Raw genomic sequence first — 19746 nt, forward strand, 5'->3', positions numbered from 1 at the left:
GCGCCGATTGTAGTGAGGGGTTGCCCCTTGTGAGATTAGGACGTCGCCACGCGAACTTAAACTATTCACTTTGTGAATAGTTTTTTTATTTTGCTTAAAAGTTATTGTCGTGTTGATAAAACACTTCAGTAACTTTTTTTATTGTCTAAAGTCAATTATTTTGATAATGGGATATTATTTTTAGTCAAAAAATGTTCATGTTATACTAAAAATACGAAGAATAATGGAGGAATGTGATGAGCAAGCAAGCTTTTAAAGGTGGAATAGATCTTCATCAGGATACAGCTTTGCATTTAAGAGGTATTGATAATTACAAACAGGTAGAAAATATACAACCGAAAAGGGTTTATATTCCAGTACAACAACATATTGGTAAACCAGCAGAAGTAATTGTATCCGTGGGTGAGAAGGTTTTTATGGGACAACCGATTGCAAAAATGGATGATGGATTAGGAGCAGATGTTCATGCGAGTATTTCTGGTAGAATCATCGGAATTGAAGAGATTGACCAAGGACAAGGCGATGAAATGACTTGTGTGATTATCGAAAATGATTTTCGTGAACAGCCCAGAGTGGTGCATCATGAGACAATCGAGGAATTAACACCGGAAATGATTGTTGAACGGGTAGAAAAAGCGGGAGTGGTTGGTCTGGGTGGAGCGACCTTTCCAAGCCATGTAAAACTGAATCCGAAGGAAGAAATTCATACTTGTATTTTTAATGGAGCAGAATGTGAACCATTATTGATGGCTGATGCCGCTTTGATGGCTACTCAAGGAGAAAAACTGATCAATGGCTGTATTCTGGTTCTAAAGGCTGTGGAGGCAAAAGAGGGAATAATTGCAATCGAAGATGATAAGCAAGAGGCGATTGAAGTAATGAGGGAACTCTGTCAGGATATTCCCAAACTGTCAGTTGTTGAAGTTCCTTCTGTGTACCCTCAAGGAAGTACAGAAATGCTATTCAAGACGATTATCGGAGAAGAGGCTCCAGCAGATGGTTCAACAAGAGATTTGGGTTATTTGATTATCAATGTTGCTACGACAGTTGCAGTCTATGAAGCAATTGATCCTGGGATTCCTTTAAGTCACCGGATTTGTTCAGTTGTTGGTGACGTTATGGAGCAAAAAAACGTTTATTTTCCAATCGGCACTTCAATTGAGGATATGATTGCTTTTTGCGGTGGTTTTGATGGAAAGCCGTCAAAGATTATAACGGGTGGTTTCATGATGGGGAAGACGGTTGATACTATGGCGGCTTCCTTGACGAAATCCGCAAATGGTCTAATCGTCATCAATGAGATCCATGATGAGGATAGTACCCCAAGCCCCTGTATTCTATGCGCTCGTTGTGTCGAGGTATGTCCGATTGGTCTTTTACCGCATCAGTTGGAGAAGAGTTACTTGAAAGAAAATTGGGAACGCTTGGAAAAGTTATATGTGGACAGCTGTATCAATTGCGGCTGCTGTACTTATATTTGTCCTGCAAGACGCCATTTAGCCGAGCATATTGTTGCTGGACAACAAATAATTAAAGAAAGGCAGGCATAAGCATGGATGAAAACCACTCTTTTGAGGATTTACGCAGTAATAGGTATCCAATGATGGAAGCTTCACCGCATTTGTTATTTCGAGAGAAAACAGACCGTTTAATGCAATGGGTTTTACTGGCACTATTACCTAGCGTGATAGCCTCAATTATTTTTTTCGGTGCTAGTTCATTACTTCTTTACGCCATTTCAGTGGGAACATGCTTGATTGCTGAATTTTTATGGTATAGATTTCGTAGGAAAACCGTACCTAAAGACTATTCGGCGGCTGTTACAGGTGTTCTATTAGCGATGAGTTTACCGGCGAGCGTGCCTTTGTGGTATCCAGCATTGGGCGGAGCAATTGGAATCATAGCGGCAAAAGAATTATTTGGCGGGATTGGGCGAAATTTATTAAATCCCGCATTGACTGGCCGAGCTATTTTGCGGTTGGTTTTCGTGAAAGAGATGTCGGCGAATGTTCAACCACAACCTTTCTTTTCTGCTGGTGGGTTAGATGTCGTATCTTCAGCGACACCATTGATGGAAGTCAAGACTGGGGAAAGCTTGAACTTTAGTCAGATGATGAATAGCTTGACTGGATTGATTCCCGGGAAAAATGCCGAAACAACCGCGGTACTACTTCTTTTAGGAGGTCTATTCTTACTTTATAAAAGGGTGATAACTTGGCACATTCCACTTTCCATGATTGGAGTAATAATCGTTAGTGCATTTATGCTGGGTAAAGGTGACCCAACGATTGTTTTTGGACATGTTTTTGGCGGTGCAACGATATTGGGAGCATTCTTCATGGCAACTGATTACAGCACGTCACCTACAACGCCAAAAGGAGAGGTCATCTACGGTATTTGTTGCGGATTATTATTGATGGGTTGGCGAACATTCAGTTCCATGCCAGAAGGAATGACGTTCATATTATTGATCATGAACTGTTTCGTTCCGCTGATTGATCATCTCATTATTCCTCGAGCCTATGGAGTGAAAAACTAGCTATTATTTTCAGTAAATAAGTAGACGTTCTTTCATTCTAGTGATAAAGTGGTAAAGTCACTGGCTAATACCAGTTTATTACAAAACATTATTTTGAAAATTAGTGATGGAATATTACGATAGTTTTCAATTTTTATGATAGAGAGGACTGTTTTTATTTGCTTTATGTAGCAAGGCACGGCGAAACTGAATGGAATCGAAAAGGAATTATTTCAGGTAAAAGCGATATCGCTTTATCGGAGATTGGTTATCGACAAGCGGCCTTATTAGCAGAAGAGGTTGCTGCTCTTGAGGTGCCTATTTCTAAAATCATCCATTCACCATTAGAGCGAGCGCAAGAAACGGCCCGAATTGTCGGAGAAAAGAATTTAGTGCCATTGACTGTCGATGAACGTTTGATTGAACTAGACTATGGTGATTACGATGGGACGAGTGATGAACAAGAAGGCTATCTTAAAATTCGTACGCAATTTGCGGTACGTTATCCCAATGGTGAGTCCTTGATGGATGTTTATGCTCGTATTGTTCCATTACTAGAACAATTGGAACAAGATTCGGAGAATACCTATTTATTAGTTTGTCATAATTCAGTGATTCGGGCGATCAAAAATTATTTTGAGCCATTAGAAAACGAAGAGGTTTTTAGCTATCGAACACCAAATGCAAAATTGATTGCGTTTGATTGGAAAAAAATTAAGGCAATCAACAAGAGTGCATAAAAAGACCGGACGATTTCGTCCGGTCTTTGCTTTATATTGTTGCATGCATTGAGTGAATCGTTTGGATTGTATGCTGCCATTTTTTTTGTTCATCATTCGAAAGATTTAATGGGAAACTTTCACTGATTCCTTGCCGCGATACCTTTGCGGGAGAACCCACATAACAGTCTTCAGCAGAATGGAAATGGCTGACAGGAACTACGAGATAATTATTGTTTAAAATCGCTTCAACGATTCGTGCGGCCTGTATAGCGATACCGTAAGAAGTGTAGCCTTTTCCCCTAAAAGTGACCCAACCGCCATCTCGAGCGGCCATATCAAGTGCGTCAAGTTTTTCGACGGTCAAAGTATCCGTGATGGGAACGCCTCCGATTCGCACGCTGGACCAAGCGACAAATTGGCTTTCTCCATGTTCTCCGACTACATAACCATCAATTGCTGAAGGATTGACCAGCATTTTTTGACTAACAGCATGCTTCATGCGGCCAGTATCTAATGAAGTCCCCGTACCAAAGACACGTTCTCGAGGAAAACCAGTCAGTTCTTGCAGATATTGTGTAATCACATCACAAGGATTTGTAATATTTAAGATAATCCCTTTAAACCCGGATTCTTTAATTTTCGGTGCCCATTCTTTAACGATCGTTTTAGTCAAATTTAATTCTGCAAAGCGATCAGGATTTCCTTCGAAAATAGAAATATCACCTGCGGAAAAAATAATTACATCTGTGTCTGCAAGTTCTGTAAGATTTGGTTCAATCAATCGAACTTGATGGTCTTGTTCCATCTGACCATCCATCAGATCGTTGAGTTCAGCCTTAAGGATATTTTCTTTTGAATCAAAAAGCACCAACTCATCCACTATATTTTTTGAAATCAAGGTGTAAGCTGTAGTACTTCCAACATGCCCAACACCAATAATTGCGACTTTTCTCAATTACAACACGCCTTTCTTATAGGAATTCCTATTTAAAAAGAATGCCCCTAACATGAGAAAAAGTCAATAGAATAATTAGCAGAAGATTAATTTGGTAGACTGTTTTTCAGAATTTGATATACACGTTGGCAATCTGCTGACGTTCCCCTTAATTCATAATCAGCTAAGAAAGGGAATTTGAAAGCTTCACTGTATTGTTTTGCAGTCAAGCAATACTGATAGTTAAAATTCTTATTTCCGCTGCCAACCACACCTAGACACTTTTTGTAATTATCATTATATTCTAAGTATTCCCGCATGACCTCAGTCAAGATTTCAGTATCTCCATTATCTACGCCATTGCCGCCTTCCAAATAAGTTGGAACGAAGGTAAAGAAAGGAGAATTTTCTATTTCAAAGGGACTGTTTTCTGAAATTTCTTTTGAAGCGATCATAGGATTTGCTGGATTTAACTGATGTTGCTCTTCAGCATATGTCTCTAAATGCTTGACGAACGCCCTTGTATTTCCTGAGATTGATATATATAAAATGTTCATGATTTTATTCCTCCTGTTTCAATAATAATGAATTTGTTCTCCTTTGTAAAAAATTAACGTAGAAATGCCATATTCACTGTTTTACTGATGTAATTATCGTAAACATAGATTGGATCATTAATAAGTTTACATGGTATTGGTTCATCTCATTTTGAGTGATAGTATCTGCGAAATAAGAGAGGAAAACAATAATTATGATAAGTTTAGTCTTGCTCATCACTTAAGTATTGTAACATGAAAAACAGTAGTCAGATTAAATGTAAACGCTTGCAAAAATACGTGGAATATGGTATAAATATGAGTGTAAGGGATGGATCCCTAAGTTGTTAAATTGTACAACGGAAATGGACGGAAGCCGAGTTCATTTCGAAGTGAATGCCGAAAAGGCAGAAAGGAAGTAGGGATTTGAAGTTTCCTTACCAAGTAGTTTTAATCTAGCGGGGAAGAGAAATGTAGACAGTAGAACCATTTCTTCATTTAGTGGTGAGGCTTAAACGAAATTCAAACACAAAAACCGTTTAGGACCTAGAAAAAAGGTGTAAATATTCCATGAATATGGAATGAAGAATAAACATCTGACCATTAGACCCGTTAGATTTTTTTATATGCTAAAAAAAGCCAGCTGATTAGCTGGCTTTTTCGATGTTTATTTATTGTAATAACGAATATCTCCACTGATTTTATTGATAGCAAAGTCAGTCGGATCGGAGAAGGTATACGTTTCTCCATCAACTGGTAACTTTTCACCAAACATTTTTTCATATTCTTCGATTGATAACCGTTTGCGTTGGGCAAGTAGGGCTTGATTGTCTTCACTAGTTAGATGTTCTTTATAATCTTCCATTACAGTCATCGAGAAAAATTCACTAACAGCTCCAGAGCCGTAACTGAACAATCCAACTCGATCACCAGCGGCTAGTTGACTATTGTCTAATAGTGAGATTAATCCAAGGTACAGTGAGCCAGTATAAAGATTGCCAACAGTTCGGCTATAGACGATAGCCTCATCGTAGCGTGTCTCTAAACGTTGCTGCTCAGTTTCTGGAAGATCTGGGAAAATAGCTCGTAATGCTTTGCGTCCCATTTTTGTATAAGGCAAATGGAAAGTCAAAGCAGCATAGTCAGTACTTTCAGTATGGTTGATTTTTTTATTTTGCTCCCAAATTCGGGTGAATGAATCAATATAAACTTGGTTAGACATATGACCATCAACTAATGGATAGTCGTGTCCAGCCGGTCGCCAAAAATCGTAAACATCTTCTGAGTAGAAGACACTATCATCATTAAATGCCAATAAATGAGGTTCTTTAGTAATCAACATTGCGACAGCGCCGCAACCTTGTGTCGGTTCTCCACCTGTGTTTAATCCATATTTAGCAATATCGGCTGCGATCACTAAAACTTTACGATCCGGATGCAGTGCGACATAATCGTGGGCCTGCTGTAAAGCAGCTGTCCCAGCGTAACAAGCATGTTTTATTTCAAATGAACGAGCAAAAGATTGGATATCTAGCAGACCATGAATAATTACCGCAGCAGATTTTGAGAAGTCGGTACTAGATTCTGTTCCGACGATTACCATGTCGATGTCCTTTTTGTCCTCATCTGTAAGAATTTTTGCAGCAGCACTTGCTCCTAAAGTAACGATGTCTTGTGTTTCAGGAATAATTGCCATCTGATCTTGTCCAAGACCAATGTGAAATTTGTTGGGGTCAGTCTCACGTGCGTTCGCCAAGTCCGTCATATCAAGATAATAATTTGGTACGTGAAAACTGATTTTATCAATCCCTATATTCATATTGCTCCTCCTTTTCTTCCAAAGGTAAATATATCATAGAAAGCCCATGATTAGTTAAGTTTGAATCTTAAGAAATTATAAAACTATCTATGCTATACTTACGTCTGATTTTTAATGAAAATATTGGAGGTGCACCCTTGGAAGAAATTGTTATTTTAAGCGCTGTACGAACACCAATTGGCAGATATAAAGGCAAACTCTCAACCCTCTCAGCCGTCGAACTTGGCGCGATCGCAGTGAAAGAAGCGGTGAAGCGCGCGGAGCTTGCACCAGATCAAGTAGAACAAGTATTTATGGGAAATGTTTTACAAGCAGGCAATGGTCAAAATGTGGCACGTCAATCGGCAGTAAAGGCGGGAATTCCTTATGAAGTACCTGCCACCACGATTAATGAAGTTTGTGGTTCCGGAATGAAGTCGATCATTTTTGCGATGCAGCAAATTTTATTGGGCGAAGCGCAGGTTGTTGTTGCGGGCGGTACAGAAAATATGTCTCAAGCTCCAAAAATTACAAGTTTTGACTACTCTGCGCAAGAATGGCAAGAACCGAAATCAAGTATGATTTATGATGGATTGACCGATGCTTTCAGTGGAAAACATATGGGCTTGACGGCAGAAAAAGTGGCTAATGACTATCAGATTACTCGCGAAATGCAAGATCAATATGCCTATGACTCACAAATGAAGGCGGTGAAAGCCAGCAAAGACGGAAAATTTGAATCTGAAATCGTACCTGTGGCACTTCCGGATGGCAGTACTTTATGGGATGATGAGGGGATTCGGTTTGATTCGACTTTAGAAAAAATCGGTTCGTTAAAACCGGCTTTCAAAGAAGATGGCGTTGTAACAGCAGCAAATGCATCGACGTTGAACGATGGAGCATCGGCAGTTGTTTTGGCGGCAAAATCATATGCTGTCGAAAATAACTTGGCGTACCTAGCTGTTATTAATGACTACAGTGAAGTAGGGATTGATCCAAGTATTATGGGGATGGCTCCTGTGTCAGCTATTAATAAATTATTAAATAAAGTGAATCGAACAATTAATGAAATTGATATATTTCAAATTAATGAAGCTTTTGCAGCGGCCTCAGTAGCTGTGCAGAAAGAATTAAAATTGCCTGATGAAAAAATCAATACGTACGGTGGTGCGATCGCTTTAGGTCATCCAATTGGCGCCAGTGGAACACGTATTGTGGCAACATTGGTCTCAGAGCTGATTCAAGAAGATAAGCAGCGAGGAGTAGCGAGTCTTTGTATTGGCGGTGGACTTGGATTAGCCTTGATGATCACCAAGGCGGAGGATCAAGAAACCGCAAAAAAAAAATTTTATCAGATGACTCAAACAGAGCGGTTAGCTAAGCTGGTCAAAGAAAAAAAGTTGTCCGCTAAAGAGGCAGCTCAGTTAACAATAGAGACTGTTCTACCGGAAAAAGTTGCGAATAATTTGATTGAAAATCAGATCAGTGAAGCTTCGATTCCTCTAGGTGTTGCACAGAATTTTGTAATTAACGGAAAAGAAAAAATTATTCCGATGGTAACAGAAGAACCTTCTGTGATTGCGGCTGCCAGTAATGCCGGTAAAATCATCGCAAAGGCTGGAGGATTTCAGACGCAAGTCATCAATCAAGGAATGATCGGTCAGATCGTTTTACGAAATGTTACTGAGTTTGAAAAAATCAAAGGAATTATTAACGAAAATAAACCAGCTCTTTTCGCAGCGGCAGAAAGAAGCTATCCTTCGATTTATCAACGAGGTGGTGGTTTGCAATCGATTAAGGTGCGTTTCTTTGAGGAGGGCTATCTTTCAATCGACCTTGTGGTGACCACGAAAGACGCGATGGGCGCGAATATTCTAAATACCATCTTGGAAGCTGTCGCGCAGGAATTAAGACAGTTAGTTCCCGATGCAGAGGTACTGTTTAGTATTCTAAGTAACTACGCAACCGAGTCCATGATCATGGCGAGTTGTGAGATTCCTTTAAATCAACTATCTTCCGAACTTGCTGAAAAAATCGTTGACGCCAGCAAATTCAGTAAGCTGGATCCTTATCGTGCAGCCACACATAATAAAGGAATTATGAATGGCATTGATGCAGTCGTATTAGCCACAGGCAACGATACCCGAGCAGTCGAGGCGGCTTGTCATGCATATGCTGCTCGCAATGGTAGCTATGAAGGTCTGACTGATTGGGAGATTAAAAATGATACGCTTGTTGGAAAGCTGATATTGCCAATGAAAGTTGGTATTGTTGGCGGAGCGACAAAGGTTTTGCCAAAAGCTCAAATAAGTTTGAAATTATTAGATGTTTCGGATGCCGCAGAGTTAGGTGAAATTATCGTGGCTGTTGGTTTGGCACAAAATTTTGCCGCGATCAGGGCTTTAGTAACGGATGGTATCCAAAAAGGCCACATGGCGATGCAAAGTCGATCTTTAGCAATTACAGCAGGAGCTACTTCCAGTGAGGTACCTTTAGTTTCTAGACAATTAAGAAAAGCGGACCGAATGAATTTAGCTACAGCAGAACAATTACTAAAAAAAATTCGCCAAGGATAAGTTTAAGCATTGGGGAATAAAACAGAGCTTTGACAGCTCTGTTTTTTTATTGATTTAAAATGGCAAAACGTGCGTTATATTATTTTTAGTGGTGAATGATTATGACAAATAAAAAAATTTGTTCGTTCATTTCCTCATTATTTTTCATAACGGAAAAGGTTGATATAATAGCGTTGAATTCGATTTCTTGGAATTGTTAATTTAATTTATCTGGATTTTTTTATAGAAAAGCGTTTGACAGGTGATTAATAACTTGTTATATTGTCTTCGAAAATAAAATATGATTTGTTAGGTGAGGCTCCTATACAAACACAGGCTACTGCCCAAAAATGTCGAGAGACGCCAATGGGTAGAACAGGAATTGTCGAATACAAGGCTTTTCTTAAGGTAGCTAAGATGTTTGTCTTTACGTTGTATAGTGCCAAAACTCAACGATTAGATCGACTATACGACTTTGTCTATTTGGGATGAATTTTAGTAAGGCTTTTCGCTGAGTTTTTGAGCGAAAAGTCTTTTTTTGCGCAATAATCATTTTTATTTTCGAAATTTAAAAAGGGAGGGATTTACTATGGTAAAACAGTGTTTACAGTAACTAAGTGGAACAGCGCAATGTATTGTGAAGCGTTAACGCTTAGAAACAAAGAGCTAAAGGCAAGTTCAGGAAAAAAGTTCTTATTGAGGGCACCGAGAGATGAAAGAAAGGATATTCACTTGATTATCAAACAGGAAGATCAGGTGATAGGGACTCTATTGCTGCATCCAATTTCAGCTGAATGTGTCCAGATTAAACAAGTGGCGGTGGACTCGCATCACCAAGGAGAAGGATTAGGTAAAAACTTGCTGATATATGCAGAACAAGTTGCTAGAAGAGTTGGTTTTTGTCTTGTTTTCCTAACAGGTAGAGAACAAGCTTGGGGTTTCTATGAAAAGCTAGGTTATCAATCCATCTCGGAGGAGTATGCAGAAGGGCAATTAACCATGCGGATCTACAAAAAGGATATTCAATCACCACTAGAACAAGTGGAAAAAAGGGAGATGAAAACAAATGGATGACAGTAGTTCAATAATTACGGGTTTGTGGCAGAAAATGGTAAACAAGAAGATACTATTGTCTATTTGTTTTTAACGCCAATATTTTCTCCATAAGCCCGTCTGTAGGAGGGGCAACGATGAATACGCTAAAAAATATGGTCTTATATTTATTTATTGGAATAGGATTATGGCATATTTTTTTCGGAAAAAAGGAGAAAAAAATGAAACAGCAAAAGATCACAACAACGAAGACGAATTATAGTCTATTCGCTAAAAAAACAACAAGAAGTATTCTTGATACATTTAAAACATCAACGCTGGAATTATCTGCGGCACAAGTTGCAGAAGCAAGAGAAGAATTTGGAGAAAATAAAATTCCCTATAAAAAGGCAACGCCGTTTTTTATTGAGGTTCTAAAAGCATTTATTACACCATTTACTTTGGTATTGATTGGTTTGGGAGTCATTTCTCTTATCACGGAAGGAATCTTGCCTGAGCCAGGTGAAAAAGATTTCTTCGGCAGCGGTATTATTTTGGTCATGGTATTAGTCAGCGGTACGATGACATTGGTTCAGTCTGTGCGTTCAAACAAAGCAGCCGAGAAGTTGAAATCATTGGTAAAAGTAACTGCAGCAGTTCGCAGAGACAATCAATACAAGGAAATCCCTATGGAAGAAATTGTCTGCGGTGATCTAGTCAAGTTATCCGCCGGAGATATGATTCCAGCCGATATTCGTTTGATTAGCGCAAAGGATTTATTCATCTCACAGTCCGCGCTAACAGGAGAAAGCTATCCTGTCGAAAAAAGTGCGGCAGAGGCAAATGGTCAAAAAGAATCTGAAACGAGTTACGACAATTTAGTATTTATGGGAAGTAATGTGATTAGTGGAAGTGCCGAAGGAATCGTAATCGCTACGGGTGCAAATACCCTGTTTGGTGATGTTGCTAAATCCTTATCGGCTACCCCCGTTCAAACTAGTTTTGAGTTAGGTATTCGTAAAACGTCTTTCTTGTTTATCAAATTCATGGCATTAATGGCACCGACCGTTATTGTGATTAATGGATTCACGAAAGGGGATTGGATGGAGGCATTTCTATTCGGTTTATCAGTGGCTGTGGGGCTGACACCGGAAATGCTGCCAATGATCGTTACAACAAATTTAGTCAAAGGTGCTACAGGAATGGCCAAAAACGGTACGATCATTAAAAATATAAACGCTATTCAAAATTTCGGTGCCATCGATGTATTGTGTACAGATAAAACAGGGACATTAACACAGGACAAAATTATTTTAGAATACCATTTGGATTGTGACGGGGAAGAAGATAGCCGTGTTTTAAGACACGCATATCTAAATAGTTATTATCAAACAGGCCTAAAAAACCTGCTTGATGTGGCCATTATCGAATCAACCAAACAAGAGTTAGACACAGATGAAATTCGTTATCAAAAGGTTGATGAGATTCCCTTTGACTTTCAACGTCGCAGAATGAGTGTTGTTGTAGAAGATCAAAACGGAAAAACGCAAATGATCACAAAAGGTGCAATTGAAGAAATGCTTGAAATTTCTTCTTTCGTTGACTTCAAAGGGCAAGTAACGAAGTTAACGGATGAAGTAAAAAAACAAGTTTTGAAAAAAGTTCACGAATTGAACGAAGACGGATTACGCGTAATCGGTGTGGCTCAAAAAACGAATCCGAGTGTGGTTGGTGAATTTTCAACAGCTGATGAATCTGAAATGGTATTGATTGGTTATCTGGCATTTTTAGATCCGCCAAAAGAAACAACCAAACAAGCGTTGAAGGCGTTGAAAGAAAACGGTGTTGAGGTGAAAGTCTTAACTGGAGATAATGCATTGGTGACCAAGTCCGTTTGTAAGCAGGTTGGACTAGGAACGGAAACAATTATCCATGGAGAAGATTTGATCCATCTTAGTGATCAAGAATTAGCAGAAATCATAGAGGATTACAACGTATTCGTGAAATTGAACCCGCAGCAAAAACAAAAGATTACGAGTTTGCTCAGAGCAAACGGGCATACAGTCGGGTTTCTTGGAGATGGAATCAATGATGCTCCTGCGATGAAAGCCGCTGATGTCGGAATATCCGTTGATACAGCTGTTGATATCGCCAAAGAATCTGCTGATGTGATCTTATTAGAGAAAGACTTGATGATTCTAGAACGGGGAATAATTTCCGGCAGAGAAACATTCGGCAATATCATGAAATATATCAAGGCCACGGCAAGCTCAAATTTTGGCAATATGTTCTCTGTTTTAGTTGCAAGTTCATTCTTACCATTTTTGCCAATGCTTCCACTGCAAATTTTATTTCTAAATTTGATTTATGATATTTCATGTATCTCGATTCCATGGGATCGGATGGATAAAGAATACTTAGAAAAACCAAAAAAATGGACAGCATCCAGCATTGGTAAATTTATGATTTGGCTGGGTCCAACGAGTTCGGTATTTGATATCACGACTTATTTACTAATGTACTTTGTTATTTGTCCGGCAGTTCTCGGCGGGGATTACCACTCTTTATCTCCTCAGCAGCAGGCAGCCTTTATCGCTATTTTCCATGCTGGCTGGTTTGTGGAATCGCTGTGGTCGCAAACTTTAGTCTTACATGCATTACGGACACCACAAATCCCGTTTATCCAAAGCAGAGGGTCTTTCATTATGACAGTGATTACCACCTTGGGAATTATTGTCGGCACTCTTTTACCATTCACAAATTTCGGTCAAAACTTAGGGTTAGCGGTCTTACCAAATCAGTATTGGTTATGGCTCGTTGTAACCATCATCGCTTATCTATTTTTGGTAACGCTAGTTAAAAAAGTTTACATTCAACGCTACCAAGAATTATTGTAAGATATAAAAACGTTCCTGAAAAAAAATTCAGGAACGTTTTTATTATTTTCAGAGGATCAAGGCTTTGCATCTGCTCGTAAATAGACCATATCTACTAGTTGGACACCTTGGTCGATAATTGGTTCGCGGTAATTATCGGTGAAGAAGTTTTTTACACGATGGGATTCGCGAAATCCGCATTTCTTATAAAAGTCCAATATGCTTGGAACATCTCCCGTTCCTACATACATCGTTTGATAACGGCCTAAAAATTCATCAAATAAAAACTGAATCAACGCTTTTCCATATCCTTTTCCTTGTTCGTTCGGCATAATCGCAATATTTTTTAACTCACACTCTGTCTCGCTTAATTCTGTTACGACCGCTTCGCCTTTTAGATCTTCGTCATATAAAACAAACATTCTTCCGTCGTTAAGATAACGATCAATCATGTCTTCTTGTTCATCAGCCAAACGAAGCAGGTCTAAAAATTCTTTTTTATCTGAAATGACTTCTTCAACTTTCATTGGAACACTCCTTAGTTTTACTTTTTTTTAAATGTAGAATCGGGAAGGCATTGCCTTGATCATCTAATTCAGATCGACCAAACACATGGAAACCCATGCGTTGATAAAACCCCAATCCTTGTTCATTCTGTTCATTCACATCAACGTAGTTTCCGTTCAGCATTTCGATTGCATACTGAAATAATTTTCTTCCGATTCCTTGTCCTCTAGTTTCTGCAGCTACAAAGAGCATCTCAACTTTTTCATTTTCAACGCCGATAAATCCGACGATTTCTTGTTCATAGCAGCCGTAGAGGGATTCAATGGTTAATAATCCTTCTTTAACTGCGGGTATTAAGGCCTCAATATTGTCCTTTGACAAAAAATTATGAGTAGCAGTCACTGAAGATTCCCAAATTGTCAAAAGAATTTCAATTTCATTTTTATCATTTTGATTTACTTGCTTAATATTCAATCGTTGATTTTCCTCCAATTTTTCCTATGAAGAACTATTTTTGACCGCAACAAATAAAGGGCACTAAATTCTGCTCTTAAAACGAAGCGATGAAACAAATCTTTATAGTTCCTTCAAACAATGTTTCATCTACAGTAGTTTTCTTGTTTGAAGGATAGCAATCGTGCGTAAATGAGAGACATACGTCCACATTGAGATCAATCCTTTTTTAGTTTTGACAAGGCAAGGGTGAAAATGATTTTGCCCGGTCAGTTCTCTTTATTTTTCAATTGATGAACAGTTCTAGCTAGTATTTCCAGAATATAGGTTACCGATAACTGGGAAGTAATGTTTGTTTCTTTGTACATCTCGGTATTTGCGTAATAGGGAATGTCGACATCAGAAAGCTTTGCGATAGGAGTGTTTGAGCTATTAGTTATGGCAATTACTCCTGATTTATGAAGCTTAATGTGATTGATGTAATCTATGATATCCTCATTTTCTCCAGATACAGATAATGCGACTAAGCACACCTTATTATCTAATCTTTCCGAGATGTTATATAAAGGCGTATTCAAAGGGTCTTGAATGTTTAAAGCCAATGTAAAAAGAGACGAGAAAAGTAACGCTCCGTAACTCGCAAAAATACTTGAAGTTCCGATTCCGACAAAAAGGACTAAATCGGATTCTTTAAGGATTGAGGCAGCCGAGTTTATTCGTTCCTGAAATTCATTTGTGTGGGTTCTCTTCAAAAATTCTATGAAAGGAAGTTCATCGATCGTCTGGATCGGCTCCGCCAATTCGTGCAGCTCTTTAGCATATAGTTGTAGTCTAAGTCGAAAATCTGCATATCCGTTACATTCAAACTTTTTGCAAAAACGCAAAATAGTCGAGGTGCTCACATGACAGGCATCTGCCAATTCTCTGATTCTCATATAAGGCACGGCATCTAGATTTTTGATGATGAAGTCATAAATATCAATTTCAATACTTTTTAATTCAACTTGATAGGCTAAGAATAGCATGATCGATCACCTTCTTTGTTAGTTATAACTAGAGTATAGGGGATAGAAACTACTGTATCAATGTATTTAGTTGTAAATAATTTGAAACCAGTCTAATAAAACGAGGTGTTTTATTCTTGTTACAAATGCCTAAAAATGGGATCTTTGCCTAGATCATGGCAACCTATATACAAACAATGTAAGCCTTTCCTATAATTCGGATATAACATAGAAAAGGAGATTCGTTTTATGGAAAAATTTTTGGATTGGATGCAAAACGTGATTATTCCGCCAATGACGAAGTTGGGGAATCAAAGACACCTTGTTGCTGTGAGGAATGGTCTTGCGCTTACTTTACCAGCCATAATTAGTGGAAGTGTTTTTCTAATCATCGGGAATATCCCTATCAATGCTTGGCTGGAGTTTATGCAGCCTTACGAAGGAATGATCAATGCTGCCGTAAATGTATCATTTGGAATAATTTCTCTATTAGCGGCAACCGGAATCGGCTATGAGTTAAGCAAAAGCTATGATCTGAATGCAATATCAGGTGCTGGACTTGCCGTAATGGCTTTTATCATCACGCAGCTATCAGATAAGTTTGTTATTGATCCAACCGGATTTGATTCGACGGGGTTATTCACAGCAATTATTTCGGGCATTGTTGCTGCTGAAATACTCAATTTCTGTATTAAGAGAAATATCGTAATTAAACTACCCGCTGGTGTTCCGCCGGCAGTCAGTAATTCTTTTGTATCACTAGTTCCTACAATGCTAGTACTTATTTTGTTCTGGACCATCCGAGTTCCACTGGGCTTTAATATTACTCAATTTATTGAACAGCTATTTTCGCCTCTATTATTTGCATTGAATAGTTTGCCGGGGATTTTACTCTATACGTTCTTGGTGAGTTTATTATGGTGTGCGGGGATACATGGAGATATGACATTAGAAGGCGTTGCCGATCCGATATTTCTAACATTTATTGCTGCTAATGCATCAGCGTATGCAAATGGCGAGCCATTGCCATATATAACGGCTTCTGGTTTTTCTAGTTTATTTGTTAACGTTGGTGGAACTGGGGCTACTCTGACTTTAGTGATTCTAATGATTTTTTCCAAGGCCAAAACATATAAGCAATTAGGAAAGGTTGCTTTGCCAGGATCGCTATTTGAAATTAATGAGCCGGTCATTTTTGGTTTTCCTATTATCATGAACCCATTGATGATGATTCCCTTCACTATTATTCCGTTGATTCTAGCGACGAGCAGTTATCTATTGATGTCGATTGGTTTGATAGCGAAGCCTATTATGGTTGTTCCTTGGACGATGCCGCCAATTATTGGCCCCTTGATGGCTACAGGTTGGGATTGGCGCGCCGGTGTGTGGTCGGCGATAGAAATAGTGATCGCCATTGCCATTTATTTACCATTCTTTAAAATTGCCGAAAAGGAAATGCTTCAGAATGAAGGAACAACCAGTACCATAGAAGAAACAAATGAACTTGAGTTGATTGATTAATTATTGGAGGAATGAGCATGAAAAAGAAATTGAAAGTTGTAACAATCGGTGGAGGATCAAGCTATACACCTGAACTGGTTGAAGGTTTTATTAAACGATATGATGAGTTTCCTTTAACGGAATTATGGCTTGTAGATATCGAGGCAGGAAAAGAAAAGCTGATGATTGTCGGTGAGATGGCTAAGAGGATGGTCAAGGCGGCTGGGATAGACTGCGAGATACATCTAACACTTAATCGCAAAGAGGCCTTGCGCGATGCTGATTTTGTTACCACACAGCTGAGAGTAGGACTACTGGATGCAAGAATTTTAGATGAGCGGATTCCCTTGAGTCATGGATTGATCGGTCAAGAAACAAATGGTGCTGGCGGAATATTCAAAGCCTTACGAACGATACCAGTCATTTTAGATATAGTGGAAGACATGAAGACACTTTGTCCCAATGCTTGGTTGATTAATTTTACGAATCCAGCCGGAATGGTGACGGAGGCAGTATTACGCTATGGTAATTGGGACAAAGTTGTAGGTTTATGCAATATTCCCGTGAATGCTGTCGTAGAAGAAGCTGAACTTTTAGAAGAAGCCCCAGAAAAATTATTTTTCCATTTTGCCGGAATCAATCATCTCCACTGGCATACTGTAGTAGATTCAACTGGAAAAGATCGAACAGATGAGCTTATCGAAAAAATGTACGGGGCTGGAAATGCTAAATCTATCGTCGCGAATATCAAGGATAATGAATTGATTTTCGAGCAAGTTGAGAATATGCATATGGTACCTTGTCCATATCATAATTATTATTACTACACAGATAAAATGCTCGCTGAGGAGCTGGCAGATTTTGAGGTTCATGGTACTCGTGCTGAAAAAGTGAAGCAGATTGAAAAGGAGCTCTTTGACCTTTATAAAGATCCAAATCCTGATTATAAGCCAAAACAGTTAGCCGAGAGAGGTGGAGCTCGTTATAGTGATGCTGCCTGCGAAACGATTACTTCAATTTATAATGATAAACGTACCGTTATGACAGTCAGTACTAAAAATAATGGGACGATCACTGATCTACCAGTTGATTCTGCCGTCGAGGTTACATGCATTCTGACTGGAAAAGGACCAATACCTTATAATTTTGGCAGTTTCCATCCTAAAGAGCGCGGTCTGCTGCAGTTGATGAAAGCGATGGAACAGCTTACAATCGAGGCCGCAGTGACAGGAGATACAGGAACGCTTATTCAAGCATTCACGATGAATCCTTTAATTACAAGTGGCGATACCGCAAAGAAGGTAATGGATGAATTATTAGCAGCGCACAAAGAGTATCTACCAAATTTCTTTAACAAAGCAAAATAATAAAAAGCATCGGATTCGTTTTGACTTTTGCCGGACGAACTCGATGCTTTTATCATTTTTCTATTTCAAACTAAAATCCAAATATACAGGATTATGATCGGAATACTTAAACTGCATATCCTTTACATGAACATTTTTTACAGTGATATTATCTGAGATGAGGAAGCCGTCAATCAATGTAGTATAAGTTTTCCCCTTTTTGTAAGGCTCATTCAATGCTCTGGCTGATGGAATTTTTTCTTCTGCCAATTTTCCGGTAGGTAAGTGGAAGCCGGCTGGCAACTCCTCCTTAGGAAATGGGTGAGTCCAAGTTTCTCTTTTTTTACTTGTATCAAATACTTCAGGACTATTTCCTAAAACATCATGATTATAATCTCCGGCGACCATGACATAGTTGCCTTTTTTGTATTCACCTTCCATCACATCAAAAATCTTTTTTAATTGTGCTGCTTGAATGGAGCGATCCTTAGTAAACGCAGATAAGTGTGTATTGATAGCAATTAGTTCGTGATCTCCCTTAACTGGAATGCGGCTGACCGTAAAAGCACGATCCAAATCAAAAAATTTATTGAAATTTGTTTCGATCGGCAAAGAATATCTTTTGCTGCTGGTGATCTCAGCTTGACTTAATGTGACAAGACCGGACTTTGCTTGACCGATCGGATCAGTAAAAGGATAGAAGAGATAAGAAGAATCATAATTTTGACCATATAGACTATTATATGCCGGTAGATGTTTTTGCAACCAAGCTACTTCATCCACATGTTGTGAGCGATCACCATCTTGATCGACTTCCTGATAAAAGGCTAATGTTGGTTCAAGTTCCTTTGTAGTAGTAACGATTCCCTGCATATTTTCTTTGACAGTTTCTTTATCATAAGCTCGTGAATACTTTCCGCCATCCATGAAGAAGCTGTAACTTGGCGGATACGCACCGTAACCAACGTTGTGGCTCATGGCGCGATATGTTTTATTTGTTTCAAGCGCTTGAGTATGTTGATTGTCCGGCTTCAATGTCATATTGTCTGGCAAACGATCGTAGCTGGCGAATAAGTAAATCAAGTAACCGCCAAATACAACCAGGATTGCTACGATAACCCCTAACAGAATTTTTAGTGCTTTTTTCATCGAGATTCCTCCAATTCGTGAGAGCACGTTTATCTTTAAAATTTGAAAAATGAATGCGTCATTACGTAAATCATTTTATTCATTTACTGAATACTAATAGGCGTGCATATCAACGTTATCATAGCAGATTTTCAAACGAACACAAAGTAACCTCCCTTTCGCAAAAGGATTCTCCGTGGTACACTGTAGAAGTATTATCAAACGTTATTAAAAGAGAGGTTTTAAAATGATTCGATTTGCCAAAAAAGAAGATGGCGCAGCTGTAGCAAAATTGATATTGGTTATTTTAAAGGATATGGAGCTCGATTTCTTAGATGAGTTCGGGGAAGAGAAGGCGTTAGAAGTTATTGCGGCTTGTTTTGAAGATCCTACTTATCGTTTTGGTTATGCGCGAGGTCTTGTTGAAGAAATCGATGGAGAGATTGCCGGGGCCGTCTTTGGTTATCCTGCAAACAAAGAAGCAATTATCGATTTACCTTTAAAAAATTATTTACAGGCTCAAGGAATTACTGAAGACATTCAAATGTTTATTGATCCTGAAGCTTTTCCAAATGAATGGTATTTAGATTCAATTGCAGTAGATGAAAAATTTCGTGGTCAGGGGATTGGCTCGAAATTATTAACGGCAGTAGATCGTTTAGCCACTCATGAAGGTGAGAAAGTGATTGGTTTAAATGTTGATAAGGCGAATCCGAATGCTAAACGTTTATACCTGCGTGATGGCTTTCAAGATGTTGGTGAAATAACGATCAGCGGGCATCTTTACGATCATATGCAAAGAGCGGTCAAGCCTTCGATAGAGGTTAGTGAGAACAG

The 19746-nt window shown here is 38.8% G+C and carries 15 protein-coding genes, 1 pseudogene and 1 riboswitch; of the genes and pseudogenes, 9 read left to right on the plus strand and 7 right to left on the minus strand.

The features are described from left to right. Positions 1–236: 236 nt before the first annotated feature. From rsxC to PGP85_RS17945, 3 genes are all read left to right on the plus strand, one after another. Positions 237–1550 (plus strand): electron transport complex subunit RsxC, encoded by a 1314-nt coding sequence (gene rsxC / locus PGP85_RS17935; RefSeq protein WP_270328727.1) that lies wholly within the window; start codon positions 237–239, stop codon positions 1548–1550. 2 nt (positions 1551–1552) lie between these two features. Continuing rightward, the gene (locus tag PGP85_RS17940) at positions 1553–2539 is read left to right on the plus strand and encodes an RnfABCDGE type electron transport complex subunit D (RefSeq protein ID WP_090408880.1); all 987 of its coding nucleotides are present in this window, start codon (positions 1553–1555) and stop codon (positions 2537–2539) included. 158 nt (positions 2540–2697) lie between these two features. Further along, a complete protein-coding gene (locus tag PGP85_RS17945; protein WP_090408883.1) occupies positions 2698–3258 on the plus strand; it encodes a histidine phosphatase family protein in 561 nt (186 codons plus the stop codon). A 31-nt stretch (positions 3259–3289) separates the two neighbouring features. On the opposite strand, the gene PGP85_RS17950 is transcribed toward PGP85_RS17945, so the two are convergent. From PGP85_RS17950 to PGP85_RS17960, 3 genes are all read right to left on the minus strand, one after another. Continuing rightward, entirely contained in the window at positions 3290–4195 is a 906-nt protein-coding gene (locus PGP85_RS17950) for a lactate/malate family dehydrogenase (protein ID WP_010739792.1), read from the minus strand. A gap of 86 nt (positions 4196–4281) precedes the next feature. Next, the gene (nrdI, locus tag PGP85_RS17955; RefSeq protein ID WP_270328728.1) at positions 4282–4731 is read right to left on the minus strand and encodes a class Ib ribonucleoside-diphosphate reductase assembly flavoprotein NrdI; all 450 of its coding nucleotides are present in this window, start codon (positions 4729–4731) and stop codon (positions 4282–4284) included. 646 nt (positions 4732–5377) lie between these two features. After that, the gene (locus tag PGP85_RS17960) at positions 5378–6529 is read right to left on the minus strand and encodes a hydroxymethylglutaryl-CoA synthase (RefSeq protein WP_270328729.1); all 1152 of its coding nucleotides are present in this window, start codon (positions 6527–6529) and stop codon (positions 5378–5380) included. 137 nt (positions 6530–6666) lie between these two features. On the opposite strand from PGP85_RS17960, the gene PGP85_RS17965 reads away from it, so the two are divergent. The 3 genes from PGP85_RS17965 (at position 6667) to mgtA (ending at position 12992) form a co-directional block, all read left to right on the plus strand. Next, positions 6667–9084, plus strand: a complete 2418-nt coding sequence (locus tag PGP85_RS17965) for a hydroxymethylglutaryl-CoA reductase, degradative (RefSeq protein WP_270328730.1) — start codon at positions 6667–6669, stop codon at positions 9082–9084. A 277-nt stretch (positions 9085–9361) separates the two neighbouring features. Next, a riboswitch (M-box (ykoK) riboswitch) is annotated at positions 9362–9531 on the plus strand. A gap of 162 nt (positions 9532–9693) precedes the next feature. Beyond that, positions 9694–10137, plus strand: coding sequence for a GNAT family N-acetyltransferase (locus tag PGP85_RS17970; protein ID WP_270328731.1), 444 nt, complete (start codon positions 9694–9696; stop codon positions 10135–10137). A 134-nt stretch (positions 10138–10271) separates the two neighbouring features. Next, positions 10272–12992 carry a magnesium-translocating P-type ATPase gene (mgtA, locus tag PGP85_RS17975; RefSeq protein WP_408639906.1) on the plus strand — a complete coding sequence of 907 codons (2721 nt, stop codon included), beginning with the start codon at positions 10272–10274 and terminating at the stop codon, positions 12990–12992. Positions 12993–13048: 56 nt separating this feature from the next. Here the strand turns inward: mgtA and PGP85_RS17980 are convergent, their stop codons facing one another. From PGP85_RS17980 to PGP85_RS17990, 3 genes are all read right to left on the minus strand, one after another. Next, positions 13049–13498: a GNAT family N-acetyltransferase gene (locus PGP85_RS17980; protein WP_010739786.1), complete on the minus strand. Its 450-nt coding sequence runs from the start codon at positions 13496–13498 to the stop codon at positions 13049–13051. Continuing rightward, positions 13488–13952 (minus strand): GNAT family N-acetyltransferase, encoded by a 465-nt coding sequence (locus tag PGP85_RS17985; protein ID WP_270328732.1) that lies wholly within the window; start codon positions 13950–13952, stop codon positions 13488–13490. Before PGP85_RS17985 ends, PGP85_RS17980 begins: the two co-directional genes overlap by 11 nt. A gap of 248 nt (positions 13953–14200) precedes the next feature. Beyond that, positions 14201–14956: a MurR/RpiR family transcriptional regulator gene (locus PGP85_RS17990; protein ID WP_270328733.1), complete on the minus strand. Its 756-nt coding sequence runs from the start codon at positions 14954–14956 to the stop codon at positions 14201–14203. Between the two features lie 228 nt (positions 14957–15184). Here PGP85_RS17990 and PGP85_RS17995 point away from each other — a divergent pair, with 228 nt between their 5' ends. Both PGP85_RS17995 and PGP85_RS18000 read left to right on the plus strand, forming a co-directional pair. Continuing rightward, positions 15185–16456, plus strand: a complete 1272-nt coding sequence (locus PGP85_RS17995) for a PTS sugar transporter subunit IIC (RefSeq protein ID WP_090408910.1) — start codon at positions 15185–15187, stop codon at positions 16454–16456. Between the two features lie 17 nt (positions 16457–16473). Then, the gene (locus tag PGP85_RS18000; protein ID WP_270328734.1) at positions 16474–17802 is read left to right on the plus strand and encodes a 6-phospho-beta-glucosidase; all 1329 of its coding nucleotides are present in this window, start codon (positions 16474–16476) and stop codon (positions 17800–17802) included. 60 nt (positions 17803–17862) lie between these two features. Here the strand turns inward: PGP85_RS18000 and PGP85_RS18005 are convergent, their stop codons facing one another. Beyond that, the gene (locus PGP85_RS18005; RefSeq protein WP_270328735.1) at positions 17863–18930 is read right to left on the minus strand and encodes an endonuclease/exonuclease/phosphatase family protein; all 1068 of its coding nucleotides are present in this window, start codon (positions 18928–18930) and stop codon (positions 17863–17865) included. A 226-nt stretch (positions 18931–19156) separates the two neighbouring features. On the opposite strand from PGP85_RS18005, the pseudogene PGP85_RS18010 reads away from it, so the two are divergent. Continuing rightward, positions 19157–19720: pseudogene (locus PGP85_RS18010) on the plus strand (GNAT family N-acetyltransferase); the annotation flags it as partial. Positions 19721–19746: the final 26 nt, after the last annotated feature.

This window comes from Enterococcus malodoratus (assembly GCF_027659535.1).
Lineage (GTDB): Bacteria > Bacillota > Bacilli > Lactobacillales > Enterococcaceae > Enterococcus_A > Enterococcus_A malodoratus.

Excerpts from the sequence above, each read along its gene's own strand:
- mgtA (WP_408639906.1), top strand. The coding sequence starts at position 10,272 with ATGGTCTTATATTTATTTATTGGAATAGGATTATGGCATATTTTTTTC.
- PGP85_RS17960 (WP_270328729.1), bottom strand. The coding sequence starts at position 6,529 with ATGAATATAGGGATTGATAAAATCAGTTTTCACGTACCAAATTATTAT.
- PGP85_RS17970 (WP_270328731.1), top strand. The coding sequence starts at position 9,694 with ATGTATTGTGAAGCGTTAACGCTTAGAAACAAAGAGCTAAAGGCAAGT.
- PGP85_RS17995 (WP_090408910.1), top strand. The coding sequence starts at position 15,185 with ATGGAAAAATTTTTGGATTGGATGCAAAACGTGATTATTCCGCCAATG.
- nrdI (WP_270328728.1), bottom strand. The coding sequence starts at position 4,731 with ATGAACATTTTATATATATCAATCTCAGGAAATACAAGGGCGTTCGTC.
- PGP85_RS17940 (WP_090408880.1), top strand. The coding sequence starts at position 1,553 with ATGGATGAAAACCACTCTTTTGAGGATTTACGCAGTAATAGGTATCCA.
- rsxC (WP_270328727.1), top strand. The coding sequence starts at position 237 with ATGAGCAAGCAAGCTTTTAAAGGTGGAATAGATCTTCATCAGGATACA.
- PGP85_RS18005 (WP_270328735.1), bottom strand. The coding sequence starts at position 18,930 with ATGAAAAAAGCACTAAAAATTCTGTTAGGGGTTATCGTAGCAATCCTG.
- PGP85_RS17980 (WP_010739786.1), bottom strand. The coding sequence starts at position 13,498 with ATGAAAGTTGAAGAAGTCATTTCAGATAAAAAAGAATTTTTAGACCTG.
- PGP85_RS18000 (WP_270328734.1), top strand. The coding sequence starts at position 16,474 with ATGAAAAAGAAATTGAAAGTTGTAACAATCGGTGGAGGATCAAGCTAT.
- PGP85_RS17990 (WP_270328733.1), bottom strand. The coding sequence starts at position 14,956 with ATGCTATTCTTAGCCTATCAAGTTGAATTAAAAAGTATTGAAATTGAT.